The following is a 15,847-nucleotide window of genomic DNA, read 5'->3' as shown; positions in this document are numbered from 1 at the left end:
AGTACGCGTTACCGGTTAGCGGCCCGCTTTTAACTTCTGGTAATACTCTTCGTAGAGCCGGCTGGCGTCGCCGACATCGTTCTGCCACTCACCTTTGCTGATGGTTTCCGCATCCGGGTAGAGCGACTTATCGTTAGCCACCTCAGGCTTCAGCAGCTTGCGTGCGGCCAGGTTTGGCGTCGGGTAGCCAATCGTCTCGGCAACCTGTTTCGCCACGTCCGGGCGCAGCAGGAAGTTAATCAGCTTCAGCGCCCCATCCACATTTTTCGCGTTAGCCGGAATGGAGAGGCTGTCCATCCAGAAGATCCCGCCTTCTTTTGGCCAGACTACCTCAAGCGGCGTACCGGCCTGGCGGGCCACATACGCGGAGCCGTTCCACACCATCCCCAGGTTTACTTCGCCTTCCATATACGGGTTTGCCGGGTTATCAGAGTTGAATGCCGCCACGTTAGGCATCAGCTTTTTCAGCTCGGCATATGCCGCTTCAATCTCTTTAGGATCCGTCGTGTTGCCAGAGTAGCCAAGCTTGCGCAGCGCCACCTGGAAGACTTCGCGCGCGTCGTCGGTCAACAGCAGGCTGCCTTTGTATTGCGGTTTCCACAGATCGGCCCAGCTTGTCACCGATTTCGGATCGACGGCCTCGCTGTTAACGCCAATCGCGGTTGCCCCCCAGATATACGGAATGGAGTAGTCGTTATTTGGGTCAAACGGCTTGTTGAGCATCTCAGGATCGAGGTTTGAAAAATGGGTTAGCTTCGTTTTGTCGATCTTCTGGATTATGCCTTCTTTGCGCATTTTGTCGACAAAGTAGGTGGAAGGAACCACCAGATCGTACGCGCCATCTTTGTAGGTTTTGAGCTTGGCGTACATGGTTTCATTCGACTCGTAGGTCGAGTAGATCACCTTGATGCCCGTCTCCTTGGTGAACTGCTCCAGCAGGCCCGGCGGCACGTACTCGGTCCAGTTGTAGAAGTAGAGCGTTTTGCTGTCATCAGCGTGTGCGGCACCCATACCAAGCACCAGCGCCGCAGCGGCGAGCATTTTTTTCATTTCATTGTCCCCTGAGATTTTGTTTTATCACGAGCAATAACCTGGCTGGCGATCACCAGAACCAGCGAAAACACCAGCAGAATGGTCGCCAGCGCGTTCACCTCAGGTGAAACGCCGACTTTCACCATCGAATAAATTTTCAACGGCAGAATTTCATAGCTCGGCCCGGTCACGAAGGAGGAGACCACCACGTCATCCATCGACAGGGTAAAGCTCAGCAGCCATCCGGCCGCCACGGCGGGCATCGCCAGCGGCAGGATGATTTTGCGCAGGATGGTCATTTCGCTGGCGCCCAGATCTTTCGCCGCCTCCAGCATGCGCACGTCGAACCCTTTCAGGCGCGCAAAGACGGTCACCACCACAAACGGCAGGCAGAAGGTGATATGGGAAAACAGCAGCGACCAGAAGCCAAGCTGTACGCCCAGCAGCATAAACAGCACCAGCAGCGAAATCGCCATCACGATGTCCGGCGACATCATCACCACAAACAGCATGCCGCTGACGAACGGCTTACCGCGAAAGCGATAGCGGTAGAGCGCCACGGCGGTCAGGGATCCAATCAGCGTGGCGAAGGTGGCGGAGAAGATCGCCATCGTCAGCGAGTGCTGCGCGGCCTGCAGCAGGCTGTCGTTGTTCATCAGCAGGCTGTACCAGTCGGTGGTAAAGCCCTGCCAGTTAATCCCAAAGCGCGAGCTGTTAAACGAGTTCACGATCAAAATAATGATCGGGATATACAGGTAAGCGTAAATGGCGGTCATAAAACCGCCGCGAAGCAGTCGACCGATCATTCGAGTTCCACCTTCTTGTTCAGCAGCCGTGAGGCGCGCCAGTAAACCAGCAGCATCAGACCCATCACCACCGTCAACGTAATGCTGGTGGCGGAGCCGAACGGCCAGTCGCGAATGTTGAGGAACTGACTCTTGATCACATTCCCGATCAGCAGGTTTTTCGCGCCACCCATCAGGTCCGAAACGTAGAACAGCCCCATGGCCGGAAGCATGACCAGTAGACAGCCCGCGATAATGCCGGGCATGGTCAGCGGAATGATAATGCGGATAAAGGTCTGGAACTTGCTGGCACCCAGATCTTTTGCCGCTTCCAGCAGCGGTTTATCCAGCTTCTCAATGCTGGAGTAGAGCGGCATCACCATAAACGGCAGCAGGATATAGACCAGACCCACAATCACCGCGCTCGGGGTAAACATGATGCGGATCGGCGTATCAATCACCCCCAGCCACAGCAGAAATTCATTGAGGTAGCCTTTGGTGCTGAGGAAGATTTTCAGCCCGTAGATGCGAATCAGCGAGTTGGTCCAGAACGGGACAATCAGCAGAAACAACAGCAGCGGACGCACCTTTTGCGGCAGACCCGCGAGGAACCATGCGAACGGATAACCCAGCACCAGGCAGGCAATGGTGGCAATCAGCGCCATATTGAGCGAATGCAGCAGCACGTCAAAATAGAGCGGATCGAGCAGGCGCGCGTAGTTGTCCAGCGTAAAAACCAGCGAAACGAAGTTTGCGTCGTCACGGGTCAGGAAGCTGGTGGCGATGATCATCAGGTTGGGTAAAAAGACAAACAACACAAGCCAACCGACGATCGTGGCAATCACCACATTCTGGAACTTACTTGTGTTCTTCATCAGCCAGTACAACCTCCCAGCTTTCTACCCAGTTGATAACCATTTTCTGGTCGAGAGAGTGGTCGAAGTCCGGGTCGTCCTCGTTAAAGAACTCGCTGACCATCACCATTTTGCCGTTCTCCAGCTCGACGACAGACTCCAGCGTCATCCCTTTGTAGTTGCGCTCGCGGATATAGCCGATTAACCCTTCGGCCTCGGCATTGCCGTGGATTTCATCGACGCGCAGATCTTCCGGGCGCAGCAGAACGTTGAGCTTTTGTCCCTTTTCGACGGGGAAATTCACCGTGATGGCGCACTCGCGTCCTTCGACGCAGGCGCGAACGCGCTGGTCGTCCAGACGCTCAATCACCGTGGCGTCGAAGATATTGATTTCACCAATGAAGCTGGCGACAAACAGATTTTTCGGCTCTTCGTAGATTTCACGCGGCGTGCCGTCCTGCTCGATTTTGCCGTCGCGCATCACCACGATGCGGTCGGACATGGTTAGGGCTTCTTCTTGGTCGTGGGTGACGAAGACAAAGGTAATGCCGAGCTTGCGCTGCAGGGCTTTAAGCTCGTTCTGCATCTGCTTACGCAGCTTGTAATCCAGCGCGGAGAGGGATTCATCCAGCAGGAGCAGACGCGGCTTGTTGACCACGGCGCGGGCGATGGCCACGCGCTGCTGCTGGCCGCCGGAAAGCTGATGCGGTTTTCGCTGGGCAAACGTCTCGAGCTGCACCATGCGCAGGGCTTCGGTGACGCGCGGTTCGATTTCATTCGCCGGGGTTTTTTGCATCCGCAGGCCAAACGCCACGTTTTCAAACACGGTCATGTGCGGGAAGAGGGCATAGCTCTGAAAGACAGTGTTGACGTGGCGGTCTTCAGCGGGAACCTGGGTGATGTCCTGGTTTTCAAGATGGATATGGCCGTTATCGACGCTCTCCAGCCCGGCGATAAGGCGCAGTACGGTGGTTTTGCCGCAGCCGGAGGGGCCAAGCAGCGTCAGAAACTCACCGTCATTGATGGTGAGAGTGAGGTCGGAAATGACGTCTTTGCCATCAAAACTTTTACGAATTCGTTCCAGTTGCACCAGCGGTGAACGTGAACGGGATTGTGTATTCAATTTTTGCGCTGTCCCATATAGACGCCTCAGGCAGCAGACTGAAGCGGGGTTTGTGTGTAACCACCTTGGTGACTCGTAATGAGGGCGGACATTCTACGGCAATCCCCCGCAATCGCCAATCCTTGTCACTGATTCATAAGCTACATTTACTAACGCACAACGATATAAACGGAAAATATTCTCGTTTGCGGGATAAAAGTGACCTGACGCAATATTTGCGTTTTGATGCTTATTGATAATGTTGTCACAAAAAGTGAGGGTGACTGCATGGATAAATTACTTGAGCGTTTTTTACAGTACGTTTCGCTGGATACCCAATCTAAGCCGGGTGTTCGCCAGGTGCCGAGCACCGAAGGCCAGTGGAAGCTATTAAACCTGCTTAAAGAGCAGCTTGACGCCATGGGGCTGGTCAACGTCACGTTAAGCGAGAAAGGCACTGTGATGGGAACGCTGCCGGCGAATGTCCCAGGCGACATTCCGGCGATTGGCTTTATCTCCCATGTCGACACCTCTCCGGATTTTAGCGGTAAACATGTGAACCCGCAGATTGTTGAAAACTACCGCGGCGGCGACATTGCGCTGGGCATTGGCGACGAAGTGCTCTCGCCCGTGATGTTCCCGGTGCTGCACCAGCTGCTCGGTCAGACGCTGATCACCACCGATGGTAAAACGCTGCTGGGGGCGGATGACAAAGCGGGCATCGCGGAGATCATGACGGCGCTGGCAGTGCTGAAGGGCAACGATATTCCGCACGGTGATATCCGCGTGGCCTTTACGCCGGATGAAGAGGTCGGCAAGGGCGCGAAGCACTTCGACGTGGACGCCTTTAACGCCCAGTGGGCCTACACCGTCGACGGTGGCGGCGTCGGTGAGCTGGAGTATGAAAACTTCAATGCCGCGTCAGTCACGATCAAAATTGTCGGCAACAACGTCCACCCAGGCTCTGCCAAAGGCGTCATGGTCAACGCGCTGTCGCTGGCGTCGCGAATTCACGCGGAAGTCCCGGCGGAAGAGAGCCCCGAACAGACCGAAGGGTATGAAGGTTTCTATCACCTGACCAGCATCAAAGGCACCGTGGACAGCGCGCAGATGCACTACATCATCCGCGATTTTGACCGTAAAGCCTTTGAGGCGCGCAAGCGTAAGATGATGGAGATCGCCAAGAAGGTGGGCAAGGGCCTGCATCCTGACTGCTATATCGAGCTCATCATCGAAGACAGCTATTACAATATGCGCGAGAAGGTGATGGCCCATCCGCATATTCTCGATATCGCCCAGCAGGCGATGCGCGACTGCGATATTGAACCGGTATTAAAACCGATTCGCGGCGGTACCGACGGTTCTCAGCTGTCGTTTATGGGACTACCGTGCCCGAACCTGTTTACCGGTGGCTATAACTACCACGGTAAACATGAGTTTGTGACGCTGGAAGGGATGGAAAAGGCGGTGAAGGTGATAGTGCGGATAGCTGAGTTGACCGCTAAACGCTAAAAAATGCCCGGTGGCGCTGCGCTTACCGGGCAATGAGGCAAGGAGTGCCCATGTCAAACTACCGTCGCCATTACGTCCCCGGTGGCACCTGGTTTTTCACCGTTAACCTGCAAAACCGTCAAAGCGATTTGCTTACCCGCCATATCGATAACCTGCGTTCCGCCACCTCAACGGTTAAGCGTGCGAAGCCCTTCACCATCAACGCGTGGGTTATTTTGCCTGAACATATGCACTGTATCTGGACCCTACCGGACGGGGACAGTGATTTTTCCGCCCGCTGGCGGGATATCAAAAAGACATTCAGCCGCAGCATCGACATGCGCTATATCTGGCAGCCACGATTCTGGGAGCACACTATCCGCAACGAAGAGGACTACCGGCGGCATGTGGATTACATTTATATCAATCCGCTGAAGCACGGCTATGTGGGTAAAGTCAGCGACTGGCCGTATTCAACGTTTCATCGGGACGTGGCTGAAGGGTTGTATCCGGTGGATTGGGCAGGAGAGATTGAGGATTTTGCCGCGGGGGAGCGGAAGTGAAAAGCCGGGTGGCGGCTACGCCTTACCCGGCCTACAAAAGCTCGATCCCATAGGCCCGGTAAGCGCAGCGCCACCGGGCACTAAAGCGACTCAGTCCTCAAAGAACCAGTACCCGCTGTTGACCAGTGCGGCCAGCATCGCGAGGAAGGACGGGTCTTCCAGCGCATCGCCAAAGGTATCAGCAGTCAGCACCAGATGGCTGGCAATCGCTTCCAGCGCCGGTCGGTGCGGAGAGTCCAGCTTCTCGCCGTTGACGAACACGTCCTCACCAATGCGCAGCACGCGCAACCCGCCCAGGCGCGTCAGCTTGTCGCCTTGCTGAAGCGCATCGTAAATCTCGTCCGCCTGATACGGCGGCTCCGGAGGCGCAACGTCCAGCTCGTGGCGGGACTGGCTAATAAACTCGCCAAACCACTGACGGAAATGTTCCGGCTCGTTGATCAGATCCAGCATCATGCCGCGCAGCTTATCCAGCTCCGCAGGCAGGATGTCTGCCGGGTGCTCACGCGCAGGCACGTCGGGATCGCTATAACGATAGCTGCCCAGCTCGCGCTGCAGAACATAGTCGGCAAATCCGCTGATCATCTCGCGGCCGCTTGGCGCGCGGAACCCGACGGAGTAGTTGAGGGAATTCTCCAGGGAGTAACCTTCGTGAGGGAATCCCGGCGGGATGTAGAGAATATCACCCGGCTCCAGCTCTTCGTCGATAATCCCTTCAAAGGGATCAACCTGAAGCAGGTCCGGATGCGGGCAGTGCTGCTTCATCGGCACTTTTTCGCCCACGCGCCAGCGGCGGCGGCCCGTACCCTGAATGATGAACACATCGTACTGGTCCAGATGCGGGCCTACGCCGCCGCCCGGTACGGAGAAGGAGATCATCAGATCGTCCATGCGCCAGTCGGGCAGGGCGCGGAACGGACGCATTAATGCGGCCGTCGGCTCGTGCCAGTGGTTGACCGCCTGTACCAGCAGCGACCAGTTGTTTTCACCGAGATGATCGTAGCTTTCGAAAGGACCGTGGCTAACCTGCCATTTCCCGTCCTGGTGGCTGACCAGGCGGCTGTCGACTTCGTTTTCCATGGCCAGACCGGCCAGCTCGTCAGGCGAGATAGGGTCGACAAAATTGCTGAACCCGCGTTTCAGAACGACCGGGCGTTTTTGCCAGTAACGTTCAATAAACTCGGGCCAGTTAAGCGTTAAGTGATAATCCATATTTTTTTATTCCGCAGGCTCTTACTGACTCGGATTATAACGGAAGCTCAGCCCCCCGGCTGCGAGATCCTCGCATTTTTCACATAACGGGTTAACTATCGTTCGATGTCGGCTGCTGGCGACCAAAAATGACCTCCATTCGCGCGCCGCCCAGCAAACTTTCACTGGTTTCGATTTTCCCGTCGTACTGATCGACAATCTCACGCGCGACGGCTAATCCAACGCCCTGGCCAGGACGTAGCGTATCGGCGCGTTGACCGCGATCGAACACCACATCACGTTTATTGCGCGGGATCCCCGGGCCATCATCCTCCACGATGATATGCAGTTCGTTATCCGTCTGGCGCGCCGACACTTCCACGAACTCCAGACAGTATTTGCAGGCGTTATCCAGCAGGTTGCCCATCACTTCCATGAAGTCATTTTTTTCACCCACAAAGCTTATCTCTGGCGAGATATCGAGGCTGATATTCACCCCTTTACGCTGATACACCTTGTTGAGGGCGGACGTGAGGTTATCCAGAAGCGGGGCGACCGGATGCAGCTCGCGGCTCAGCAGGGCGCTGCCGGAACGCATGCTGGCGCGGTGGAGGTAATAGCCAATTTGCTGGGAAATACGGCTGATCTGCTCCAGCATCACCGGCTCGGCATCATCGACGCTCAGCTTCGAACTGCGCATGGAACGCAGGGTACTTTGCAACACCGCGAGCGGGGTTTTCAGGCTGTGGGTCAGATCGGTAAGCGTCGTACGGTATTTATCATAGCGTTCGCGTTCACTTTTCAGCAGGCGGTTGAGGTTTCGCACCAGGCTGGTGAGCTCGCGGGTGGTTTCCGGATTTAGCTTTTCGCGATGATGTTCTTCCAGCTCGCGAACCTCTTTCGCCAGTGATTCAATGGGGCGCAGGCTCCACCACGCCGCTATCCACAGCAGCGGGATCACCAGCAGCAGATTTGCCGCCAGAACGTAGATGAACCAGCTCCAGACCATATAAGAACGCTTCAGCTCGACCGGAATGGTGTCGATCACCACGATGGTCAGCTGCGGCATGTTTAGCGTCGCCGGATAAAGGTTAATCGCAACGGAGTGCGTCATCTCCGTTTCCGCGTCGTCGGCGCGGATCTCGTTCAGCTTTTGCTGCAGGGAACGATCTTCACGGATCAGCGAGCTGGTGGTGTTGAGATCGGCTTCAATTTCGTGAAACCCGTTGGTTTTAAGCCACTCCGGACGAATGCTTTTGACCAGCCACGGAATGTCGCGCTGCGCCCACAGCAGCTTTCCCTTTTCGTTGTAAATCAGGGCCAGGGTGGGGCTTTGCTGATTAAGGTTTTCCGGCATTTCGACGGTGATTCGGTTATCTTCCCATTTCGCCAGGGTATAAAACAGATTGCTTTCGCCGCGTAAGAGACGAAAGGTCGTTTTATCGAAGCTGACGCTGTACCCCACCAGGGCGACCATGCCGTAGGAGAGCGACAGCACCAGCACCACCGCAGCCGTTGCCAGTAAAAAACGAACCCGCAGTGAGAGGGGCAGAAGATGACGCAAAATCCGTCTCATTTAGCGTAATTCAAACAGGTAGCCCTGGCCGCGGACGGTGGTAATCACATCCTGCGGGTACTGGGCCTGAATTTTCTTACGCAGCCGTCCCATCAGTACGTCAATAGTATGGCTCTCGCGCAGTTCAGCGTCAGGGTAGAGCTGAAGCATTAAAGAATCTTTACTCACCACCTTGCCGCTGTTGCGGATCAGCGTTTCCATAATCGTATATTCGAATGCGGTCAGCTTGATGACTTCATCGTTAATTGAGAGCTCGCGGCGGGAGAGATCGACCTGGAAAGGCGGGATGGAAATAACCTGCGACGCCAGCCCGCTGTTGCGACGGAGCAGCGCCTGCATGCGGGCCGCCACCTCTTCAATATGGAACGGCTTAGTGACGTAATCATCTGCCCCCGCGCTGAGCACTTCAACCTTATCCTGCCAGCCTTCACGGGCGGTCAGCACCAGAACCGGCAGGGAAACATCGTGGCTGCGCCAGCGGCGAATCAACGACAGGCCGTCTTCATCAGGCAACCCTAAATCGACAATGGCGATATCCGGCAGGTGTTCATTGAGATAATAATCGGCTTCTTTTGCATCTTCAGCATCGTCCACCTGATGTCCCATCTCCTGAAGCTGAACCTTCAGGTGATGGCGTAGCAATGCGTTATCCTCAACAACCAGTACGCGCATCATCTTTTCTCCCAGAATAAATAGTATGAATAGTTTAACGCTGATTATGTTGCTGTGGGGATAAACATTGAGTAAACCGGGGAAAAGCAACCCCCTTTCCGGGCGGAAAGGGGGGAGAGGGGATTATTTCAGCTCGTCAACCATGGTGATGGCGCGGCCAATGTAGTTCGCCGGAGTCATCGCCTTCAGGCGGGTTTTCTCTTCTTCCGGCAGCGCCAGACCGTCGATAAACTGCTTCATACCTTCGGCATCAACGCGTTTGCCGCGGGTCAGCTCTTTCAGCTTCTCGTACGGTTTTTCGATGCCGTAACGACGCATCACGGTCTGAATCGGCTCCGCCAGCACTTCCCAGTTGTGATCCAGTTCATCCAGCAGACGGTCACGGTTCACTTCCAGCTTGCTCACGCCTTTCAGCGTGGACTGATACGCGATCAGCGCGTAGCCGATGCCCACGCCCAGGTTACGCAGTACGGTGGAGTCGGTCAGGTCGCGCTGCCAGCGGGATACCGGCAGTTTGCTCGCCATATGCTGCAGCACGGCGTTCGCCAGACCCAGGTTACCTTCGGAGTTTTCGAAGTCGATCGGGTTCACTTTGTGCGGCATGGTGGAAGAGCCGATTTCACCGGCGATGGTTTTCTGCTTGAAGTGGTTCAGGGCGATGTAGCCCCACACGTCACGATCGAAATCGATCAGGATGGTGTTAAAGCGCGCGATGCAGTCAAACAGCTCCGCAATATAGTCGTGCGGCTCAATCTGGGTGGTGTACGGGTTCCACTGAATGCCCAGCGAGGTCACGAACTCTTCGCTGAACTGGTGCCAGTCCACTTCCGGATACGCGGCGATGTGGGCGTTATAGTTACCAACCGCGCCGTTGATTTTGCCCAGAATTTCAACCTGTTCCAGCTGACGGTACTGGCGCTCCATACGGTACGCGACGTTCGCCATCTCTTTACCCATCGTGGATGGGGTGGCTGGCTGGCCGTGGGTACGGGAGAGCAGCGGAATGTCGCGGTATTCCACGGACAGCGCTTTCACCGCGTCGATGATTTTACGCCAGTAAGGCAGCACCACCTCTTTGCGCGCGGTGGAGAGCATCAGCGCATGAGAGAGGTTGTTGATGTCTTCAGACGTACAGGCGAAGTGGATGAACTCAGACACGGCGTGCAGCGCAGGAACGCTTTCCACTTTCTCCTTCAGGAAGTACTCAACCGCCTTCACGTCGTGGTTGGTGGTGCGCTCAATGGTTTTAATGCGCGCGGCGTCTTGTTCGCTAAACTCGGCAACGATTTTATCAAGGTAATCGTTTGCCTTTTCGTCAAAAGCAGGAACTTCCTTGATTGCTGCCTGGGCGGCCAGCTTTTGCAGCCAGCGTACTTCAACCTGAACACGGAACTTCAGCAAACCATATTCGCTGAAGATCCCGCGCAGCGCGCTGACTTTATCGCCGTAGCGTCCATCGACAGGGGATACGGCGGTCAGTGAGGATAATTCCATAATTCGCAACTCCGGGAGGTTAACAATGAGCAAGAATTTGTTTTGCCTGAGTGGTCAGGCGATTACGAGAAAACATTAACTGCAGGCGGCCACCGCCAACCTGGTGCCACAGTACGGCGGCACGGATCCCTGCCAGCAGGGAGGCGCGTACTTTTGCCTGTACCTGCGGGCTTTGCAGCACGGCAGGGGAGCCGGTGACCTGAATCCGTGGGCCCAGCGGGCTGATGACGTCAACATAAATGCCGGCCATGGCGCTCAGCAGCGTGTCGGACTGCAGGTCAAAATGGTCAAGCTGACGCTGTAGCCCGGCAATGCGATCGCCCAGGGTATTAAGCGCGCCTTTTGCTGCGCTCAGCTTACGCTCCAGCACCATCAGGCTCAACGTGTAGCGGGTCAGCTCTGCGTTTAACCCCTGACGGCTGCTGGCGTTAAGCACGCCAAGCAGGGTTTCAAGACCGAGACGAAGATTGGTTTCACTGCCACCGAACACGCCCAGGGTCGAACCGGGGTTGAGGTCGATAACGCTATTGAGTGAAACGTGCAGGGCATCAGCGTCGCAATGACCCTGATGCGCCAGCTGTTGCACCAGACGGGCTGACTGGCAAATTCCCGCCAGCGCCAGGGTGATGTCATAGTAGTTCTTCGCCACACGGTCTCCTTTATGTGTGCAAACGCTGTTAAACAGCGGGCAGCGGCAGGCGCTGTTCAATGATCCCGCCGCCCAGGCAGATTTCGCCGCTGTAGAAGACAGCGGACTGACCCGGGGTGACGGCGGCGACCGGCTCGTCGAAGCGCACGTCAATACGGTCGTCATCAAGCGCGGTAACGGTGCAAGGAATATCGGTCTGACGGTAGCGTGTTTTCACCGTGCAGCGCAGCGTGCCTTTCAGCGGCTCACGATCGACCCAGTGCAGCTGCTGCGCGATCAGGCCAACGGACATCAGACGCGGATGGTCGTGACCCTGAGCAACAACCAGAATATTGTTTTCGACATCTTTGTCGACCACGTACCACGGATCTTCGCTACCTTCTTTCGTCCCGCCGATACCCAGGCCTTTACGCTGGCCTAAGGTGTGGTACATCAGCCCCTGATGCTGGCCAATCTCTTCCCCGTCGACGGTGACAATTTTACCCGGCTGTGCGGGCAGGTAACGTCCGAGGAAATCGCGGAATTTGCGCTCGCCGATGAAGCAGATACCCGTAGAGTCTTTTTTCTTCGCAGTGATCAGGTCCAGCTCTTCGGCGATTTTACGCACCTGAGGCTTTTCCAGCTCGCCAACCGGGAACAGGCTCTGGGCGATTTGCTCGTGGCTCAGCGTATAGAGGAAATAGCTTTGATCTTTGTTGCCGTCCAGACCGCGCAGCAGCTGGCTTTTACCATTCACGTCTGCGCGACGCACGTAGTGACCGGTCGCAATGTAGTCTGCGCCCAGATCTTCCGCGGCGAATTCCAGGAAGGCCTTAAATTTGATCTCTTTGTTGCACAGAATATCCGGGTTCGGCGTGCGGCCCGCTTTGTACTCTTCAAGGAACAGTTCAAAAACGTTGTCCCAGTATTCTGCGGCAAAGTTAACGGTATGCAGTTCAATGCCGAGCTTATCGCACACGGCCTGCGCATCGGCGAGATCCGCTGCGGCAGTGCAGTATTCCTCGCCATCATCTTCCTCCCAGTTCTTCATGAACAGGCCCTCCACCTTATAGCCCTGTTGCTGTAACAGGTAGGCGGAAACGGAGGAATCGACACCGCCGGACATGCCGACGATCACTTTTTTCTGGCTGTTATCTGACATGGAATACTCACGACATTGAACTTCAAGGCGGCGTATTCTATCACGCCCCCCCACCATTGGCACCCTCTGTAAACGGCCAGTTAAATGCGCCGATGACATCCAGCGGCAGGCGTGCGCCTGACTGCCAGCAGCGAATGCTTTCCGCAACCAGCGGCGAGCGCAGGTTTGGCGCGTTCAGGATCTCGTCGGCGGTGACCCACAGGCAGCGGTCGATATCGTTATCCTGCGGTTCAGTGGCGCACGTTTCGCTAAGCTCAACGGCAAATAAAAAACGCAGGAACGGTGTGCTGTCGGGCGCAATCCACTGGTGCATACGGATGAAGTGCTGGGGCTCGGCGTGAATACCGGTCTCTTCCCACAGCTCGCGTTTTGCCGCCTGCAGGAGGGTCTCATTGGCTTCAAGGTGCCCGGCAGGCTGATTCCACAGCGCTTTGCCGTTAATGCTCTCTTCGACAACCAGGAGTTTCCCCCGGGCGTGGACCACGCAGGCAACCGTGACATGAGGTTTAAACATAGTGACTCCTTAAGAGGTAACGTCCCGCCATTCACCGTTTGCCAGCGTTTCCAGGGTGTAGTTACCCATGGCGTAACGAATCAGGCGCAGGGTGGGGAAGCCGACGTGTGCGGTCATGCGCCGAACCTGGCGGTTGCGGCCTTCATAAAGGGTGATTTTAAGCCAGCTTGTCGGAATGGATTTGCGTTCGCGGATAGGCGGGTTACGCGGCCACAGCCACGCCGGTTCATTCACGCGTTCAATACCTGCCGGCAGGGTGGGACCGTCGTTGAGCGTGACGCCTTTGCGCAATTTTTCCAGCGTCTCGTCATCCGGCTCGCCTTCTACCTGGACGAAGTAAATTTTGCCGGTGCGTTTCCCCGGCTGCGTGAGCTTCGCCTGCAGCGCGCCGTCGTTGGTCAAGACCAGCAGGCCTTCGCTGTCGCGGTCCAGACGCCCGGCCGCGTAGACCCCCTGAACGGGGATGTAGTCCTTAAGCGTGCTGCGTCCGGCTTCATCGGTGAACTGCGGCAAAACATCGTAGGGTTTATTGAACAGAATAACCCGCTTTGGCTGGGTTTCTTGCGGTCGTCTGGCGGCTTGTCGCGAGCTGAATCGCTCAACCCGGTGTTTTGTAAAAGAAGTTTTCTTCATGGTATTTTCAGGCGTTATCAATTGCCGCATTATAGCCTAATAACGAAGACCTTTCATGGCGTCGGACAATCAGGTACTATCGAAGGGCTCATTACAATTTATTAACATAAGATCAGTAACAACCAGAAGCGCTCGAAGGAGAGGTTAATGGAAAGCAAAGTAGTTGTTCCGGCGGAAGGTAAAAAGATCACCCTGCAAAACGGCAAGATTAACGTTCCTCACAATCCGATCATTCCATTCATCGAAGGTGATGGTATCGGTGTAGACGTTACCCCGGCAATGCTGAAAGTGGTTGATGCCGCTGTTGAGAAAGCCTACAAAGGCGAGCGTAAAATTTCCTGGATGGAAATTTACACCGGTGAGAAATCGACGCAAGTTTATGGCCAGGACGTCTGGCTGCCAGCAGAAACGCTGGACCTGATCCGCGACTACCGCGTTGCTATCAAAGGCCCACTGACGACGCCAGTTGGCGGCGGTATCCGTTCCCTGAACGTGGCACTGCGTCAGGAGCTGGACCTGTACGTCTGTCTGCGTCCGGTTCGTTACTATCAGGGCACCCCAAGCCCGGTTAAGCACCCAGAACTGACCGACATGGTCATCTTCCGCGAAAACTCAGAAGACATCTACGCGGGTATCGAATGGAAAGCGGACTCTGCTGATGCAGAGAAAGTGATTAAATTCCTGCGCGAAGAGATGGGCGTGAAGAAAATTCGCTTCCCTGAGCATTGCGGTATCGGCATTAAGCCGTGCTCCGAAGAAGGGACCAAGCGTCTGGTGCGCGCGGCCATCGAATATGCGATCACCAACGACCGTGACTCTGTGACCCTGGTTCACAAAGGCAACATCATGAAGTTCACCGAAGGCGCGTTCAAAGACTGGGGCTACCAGTTGGCGAAAGAAGAGTTCGGCGGTGAGCTGATCGACGGCGGCCCATGGCAGAAGATCAAAAACCCGAACACCGGCAAAGAGATCGTCATTAAAGATGTGATCGCCGATGCGTTCCTGCAGCAGATCCTGCTGCGTCCAGCGGAATACGACGTGATTGCCTGTATGAACCTGAACGGTGACTACATCTCTGACGCCCTGGCAGCTCAGGTTGGCGGTATCGGTATCGCCCCTGGCGCGAACATCGGTGACGAGTGCGCCCTGTTCGAAGCAACCCACGGTACTGCACCTAAATACGCAGGTCAGGACAAAGTGAACCCAGGCTCTATCATCCTGTCCGCAGAGATGATGCTGCGTCATATGGAATGGTTCGAAGCCGCAGACCTGATCGTTAAAGGTATGGAAGGCGCAATCAACGCGAAAACCGTAACTTACGATTTCGAACGTCTGATGGAAGGCGCTAAGCTGCTGAAATGTTCAGAGTTTGGCGACGCGATTATCGCGAACATGTAATCCAGATTCTGGGTTAACCAAGAGCGGGGGCCTGAGGGTTCCCGTTTTTTTTGCCTCTGCCCGCGGGAGACAACCCGATGTTAGCCACTGTCCTTATCACTGTCGTTGCACTTATTCATCTCTACATTCTTGTGCTGGAAATGTTCCTGTGGAATACCAAAACAGGACACAAGGCCTTTAATTTGCGTCCTGATTTTGCACGCGACACCCGCGTGCTGGCGGCGAATCAGGGGCTGTATAACGGGTTCCTGGCGGCGGGCCTGCTGTGGAGCCTCTGGCTCGGCGAAAACGGGATTCAGGTGGCCATCTTCTTCCTGACCTGCGTGCTGATCGCCGGGCTTTTTGGCGCAGCCACCGCCAGCCGTAAAATTTTGTACGTGCAGGCCATTCCCGCGCTCGCTGCGCTGCTTGCGTTACTCATCTGAAGCAATGTTTTGGTTGAGATAATGCGTCCGATATACTCGTGACGTTACCTTTATTGACCAGAGACGAGACTGTTATGCACAACGATATCCCCCTGAAATATTATGATATTGCCGATGAGTACGCGACGGAGGCCGCAGAGCAAGTCGCGGAATCAGAGCGCGACGCGCTGGCACACTATTTCCAGCTGCTGCTCACCCGCTTAGCGAATAATGAGGAGATCAGCGAGGAAGCCCAGCAGGAGATGGCCACAGAAGCTGGGATCCGTGCGGGTCGCATTGATGATGTTGCGAACTTCCTCAATCAGTGGGGAAATGAATAGCCTGCCT

General features: G+C 55.6%; 17 protein-coding genes. 5 read left to right on the top strand and 12 right to left on the bottom strand.

The window, feature by feature from the left end; all coding sequences use genetic code 11:
- Nucleotides 1-15 precede the first annotated feature (15 nt).
- From potD to potA, 4 genes are read right to left on the bottom strand one after another with little or no spacing between them, the layout of a single operon-like run.
- A complete protein-coding gene (gene potD, locus ACOTXI_RS00730) occupies nucleotides 16-1,050 on the bottom strand; it encodes a spermidine/putrescine ABC transporter substrate-binding protein PotD (protein WP_103786800.1) in 1,035 nt (344 codons plus the stop codon).
- Entirely contained in the window at nucleotides 1,047-1,838 is a 792-nt protein-coding gene (potC, locus tag ACOTXI_RS00725; RefSeq protein WP_008500765.1) for a spermidine/putrescine ABC transporter permease PotC, read from the bottom strand. Before potC ends, potD begins: the two co-directional genes overlap by 4 nt.
- Nucleotides 1,835-2,692 (bottom strand): spermidine/putrescine ABC transporter permease PotB, encoded by an 858-nt coding sequence (gene potB, locus ACOTXI_RS00720; protein WP_023292769.1) that lies wholly within the window; start codon nucleotides 2,690-2,692, stop codon nucleotides 1,835-1,837. Before potB ends, potC begins: the two co-directional genes overlap by 4 nt.
- Nucleotides 2,676-3,824 (bottom strand): spermidine/putrescine ABC transporter ATP-binding protein PotA, encoded by a 1,149-nt coding sequence (potA, locus tag ACOTXI_RS00715; RefSeq protein ID WP_181008253.1) that lies wholly within the window; start codon nucleotides 3,822-3,824, stop codon nucleotides 2,676-2,678. Before potA ends, potB begins: the two co-directional genes overlap by 17 nt.
- Before the next feature lie 237 nt (nucleotides 3,825-4,061).
- Here potA and pepT point away from each other — a divergent pair, with 237 nt between their 5' ends.
- Nucleotides 4,062-5,285, top strand: coding sequence for a peptidase T (gene pepT / locus ACOTXI_RS00710; RefSeq protein WP_023343774.1), 1,224 nt, complete (start codon nucleotides 4,062-4,064; stop codon nucleotides 5,283-5,285).
- 50 nt (nucleotides 5,286-5,335) lie between these two features.
- On the top strand, nucleotides 5,336-5,827 hold the full coding sequence (locus ACOTXI_RS00705) for an REP-associated tyrosine transposase (protein WP_008500761.1): 492 nt from the start codon (nucleotides 5,336-5,338) through the stop codon (nucleotides 5,825-5,827).
- Nucleotides 5,828-5,917: 90 nt separating this feature from the next.
- Here the strand turns inward: ACOTXI_RS00705 and ACOTXI_RS00700 are convergent, their stop codons facing one another.
- From ACOTXI_RS00700 to rluE, 8 genes are all read right to left on the bottom strand, one after another.
- The gene (locus ACOTXI_RS00700; protein ID WP_025911765.1) at nucleotides 5,918-7,039 is read right to left on the bottom strand and encodes a cupin domain-containing protein; all 1,122 of its coding nucleotides are present in this window, start codon (nucleotides 7,037-7,039) and stop codon (nucleotides 5,918-5,920) included.
- A 91-nt stretch (nucleotides 7,040-7,130) separates the two neighbouring features.
- Complete coding sequence (gene phoQ / locus ACOTXI_RS00695) at nucleotides 7,131-8,594, bottom strand: two-component system sensor histidine kinase PhoQ (protein WP_058654580.1); 1,464 nt, start codon at nucleotides 8,592-8,594, stop codon at nucleotides 7,131-7,133.
- Nucleotides 8,595-9,266, bottom strand: a complete 672-nt coding sequence (phoP, locus tag ACOTXI_RS00690) for a two-component system response regulator PhoP (protein ID WP_025911763.1) — start codon at nucleotides 9,264-9,266, stop codon at nucleotides 8,595-8,597.
- Nucleotides 9,267-9,389: 123 nt separating this feature from the next.
- The gene (gene purB, locus ACOTXI_RS00685) at nucleotides 9,390-10,760 is read right to left on the bottom strand and encodes an adenylosuccinate lyase (protein ID WP_008500757.1); all 1,371 of its coding nucleotides are present in this window, start codon (nucleotides 10,758-10,760) and stop codon (nucleotides 9,390-9,392) included.
- A 19-nt stretch (nucleotides 10,761-10,779) separates the two neighbouring features.
- Nucleotides 10,780-11,409 carry a high frequency lysogenization protein HflD gene (gene hflD, locus ACOTXI_RS00680; protein ID WP_008500756.1) on the bottom strand — a complete coding sequence of 210 codons (630 nt, stop codon included), beginning with the start codon at nucleotides 11,407-11,409 and terminating at the stop codon, nucleotides 10,780-10,782.
- A 28-nt stretch (nucleotides 11,410-11,437) separates the two neighbouring features.
- On the bottom strand, nucleotides 11,438-12,550 hold the full coding sequence (mnmA, locus tag ACOTXI_RS00675; protein ID WP_021241033.1) for a tRNA 2-thiouridine(34) synthase MnmA: 1,113 nt from the start codon (nucleotides 12,548-12,550) through the stop codon (nucleotides 11,438-11,440).
- Between the two features lie 40 nt (nucleotides 12,551-12,590).
- A complete protein-coding gene (locus ACOTXI_RS00670) occupies nucleotides 12,591-13,064 on the bottom strand; it encodes an NUDIX hydrolase (protein WP_058654578.1) in 474 nt (157 codons plus the stop codon).
- Nucleotides 13,065-13,073: 9 nt separating this feature from the next.
- Complete coding sequence (gene rluE, locus ACOTXI_RS00665) at nucleotides 13,074-13,727, bottom strand: 23S rRNA pseudouridine(2457) synthase RluE (RefSeq protein WP_039024695.1); 654 nt, start codon at nucleotides 13,725-13,727, stop codon at nucleotides 13,074-13,076.
- 117 nt (nucleotides 13,728-13,844) lie between these two features.
- Here rluE and icd point away from each other — a divergent pair, with 117 nt between their 5' ends.
- The 3 genes from icd (at nucleotide 13,845) to ACOTXI_RS00650 (ending at nucleotide 15,840) form a co-directional block, all read left to right on the top strand.
- Entirely contained in the window at nucleotides 13,845-15,095 is a 1,251-nt protein-coding gene (gene icd, locus ACOTXI_RS00660; RefSeq protein ID WP_023292761.1) for an NADP-dependent isocitrate dehydrogenase, read from the top strand.
- Nucleotides 15,096-15,172: 77 nt separating this feature from the next.
- Entirely contained in the window at nucleotides 15,173-15,520 is a 348-nt protein-coding gene (locus tag ACOTXI_RS00655) for a DUF1304 domain-containing protein (RefSeq protein WP_008500751.1), read from the top strand.
- 74 nt (nucleotides 15,521-15,594) lie between these two features.
- On the top strand, nucleotides 15,595-15,840 hold the full coding sequence (locus tag ACOTXI_RS00650; protein ID WP_025911748.1) for a DUF2543 family protein: 246 nt from the start codon (nucleotides 15,595-15,597) through the stop codon (nucleotides 15,838-15,840).
- The last annotated feature ends 7 nt before the right edge of the window (nucleotides 15,841-15,847 follow it).

Source organism: Enterobacter cloacae complex sp. BZL2005 (assembly GCF_049238885.1).
Lineage (GTDB): Bacteria > Pseudomonadota > Gammaproteobacteria > Enterobacterales > Enterobacteriaceae > Enterobacter > Enterobacter roggenkampii.
This window is presented reverse-complemented; position numbering and strand designations above follow the sequence as displayed.

Excerpts from the sequence above, each read along its gene's own strand:
- potB (WP_023292769.1), bottom strand. The coding sequence starts at position 2,692 with ATGAAGAACACAAGTAAGTTCCAGAATGTGGTGATTGCCACGATCGTC.
- potD (WP_103786800.1), bottom strand. The coding sequence starts at position 1,050 with ATGAAAAAAATGCTCGCCGCTGCGGCGCTGGTGCTTGGTATGGGTGCC.
- phoQ (WP_058654580.1), bottom strand. The coding sequence starts at position 8,594 with ATGAGACGGATTTTGCGTCATCTTCTGCCCCTCTCACTGCGGGTTCGT.
- purB (WP_008500757.1), bottom strand. The coding sequence starts at position 10,760 with ATGGAATTATCCTCACTGACCGCCGTATCCCCTGTCGATGGACGCTAC.
- ACOTXI_RS00655 (WP_008500751.1), top strand. The coding sequence starts at position 15,173 with ATGTTAGCCACTGTCCTTATCACTGTCGTTGCACTTATTCATCTCTAC.
- ACOTXI_RS00650 (WP_025911748.1), top strand. The coding sequence starts at position 15,595 with ATGCACAACGATATCCCCCTGAAATATTATGATATTGCCGATGAGTAC.
- ACOTXI_RS00700 (WP_025911765.1), bottom strand. The coding sequence starts at position 7,039 with ATGGATTATCACTTAACGCTTAACTGGCCCGAGTTTATTGAACGTTAC.
- pepT (WP_023343774.1), top strand. The coding sequence starts at position 4,062 with ATGGATAAATTACTTGAGCGTTTTTTACAGTACGTTTCGCTGGATACC.
- mnmA (WP_021241033.1), bottom strand. The coding sequence starts at position 12,550 with ATGTCAGATAACAGCCAGAAAAAAGTGATCGTCGGCATGTCCGGCGGT.
- ACOTXI_RS00705 (WP_008500761.1), top strand. The coding sequence starts at position 5,336 with ATGTCAAACTACCGTCGCCATTACGTCCCCGGTGGCACCTGGTTTTTC.
- phoP (WP_025911763.1), bottom strand. The coding sequence starts at position 9,266 with ATGCGCGTACTGGTTGTTGAGGATAACGCATTGCTACGCCATCACCTG.
- potC (WP_008500765.1), bottom strand. The coding sequence starts at position 1,838 with ATGATCGGTCGACTGCTTCGCGGCGGTTTTATGACCGCCATTTACGCT.
- ACOTXI_RS00670 (WP_058654578.1), bottom strand. The coding sequence starts at position 13,064 with ATGTTTAAACCTCATGTCACGGTTGCCTGCGTGGTCCACGCCCGGGGG.
- icd (WP_023292761.1), top strand. The coding sequence starts at position 13,845 with ATGGAAAGCAAAGTAGTTGTTCCGGCGGAAGGTAAAAAGATCACCCTG.
- rluE (WP_039024695.1), bottom strand. The coding sequence starts at position 13,727 with ATGCGGCAATTGATAACGCCTGAAAATACCATGAAGAAAACTTCTTTT.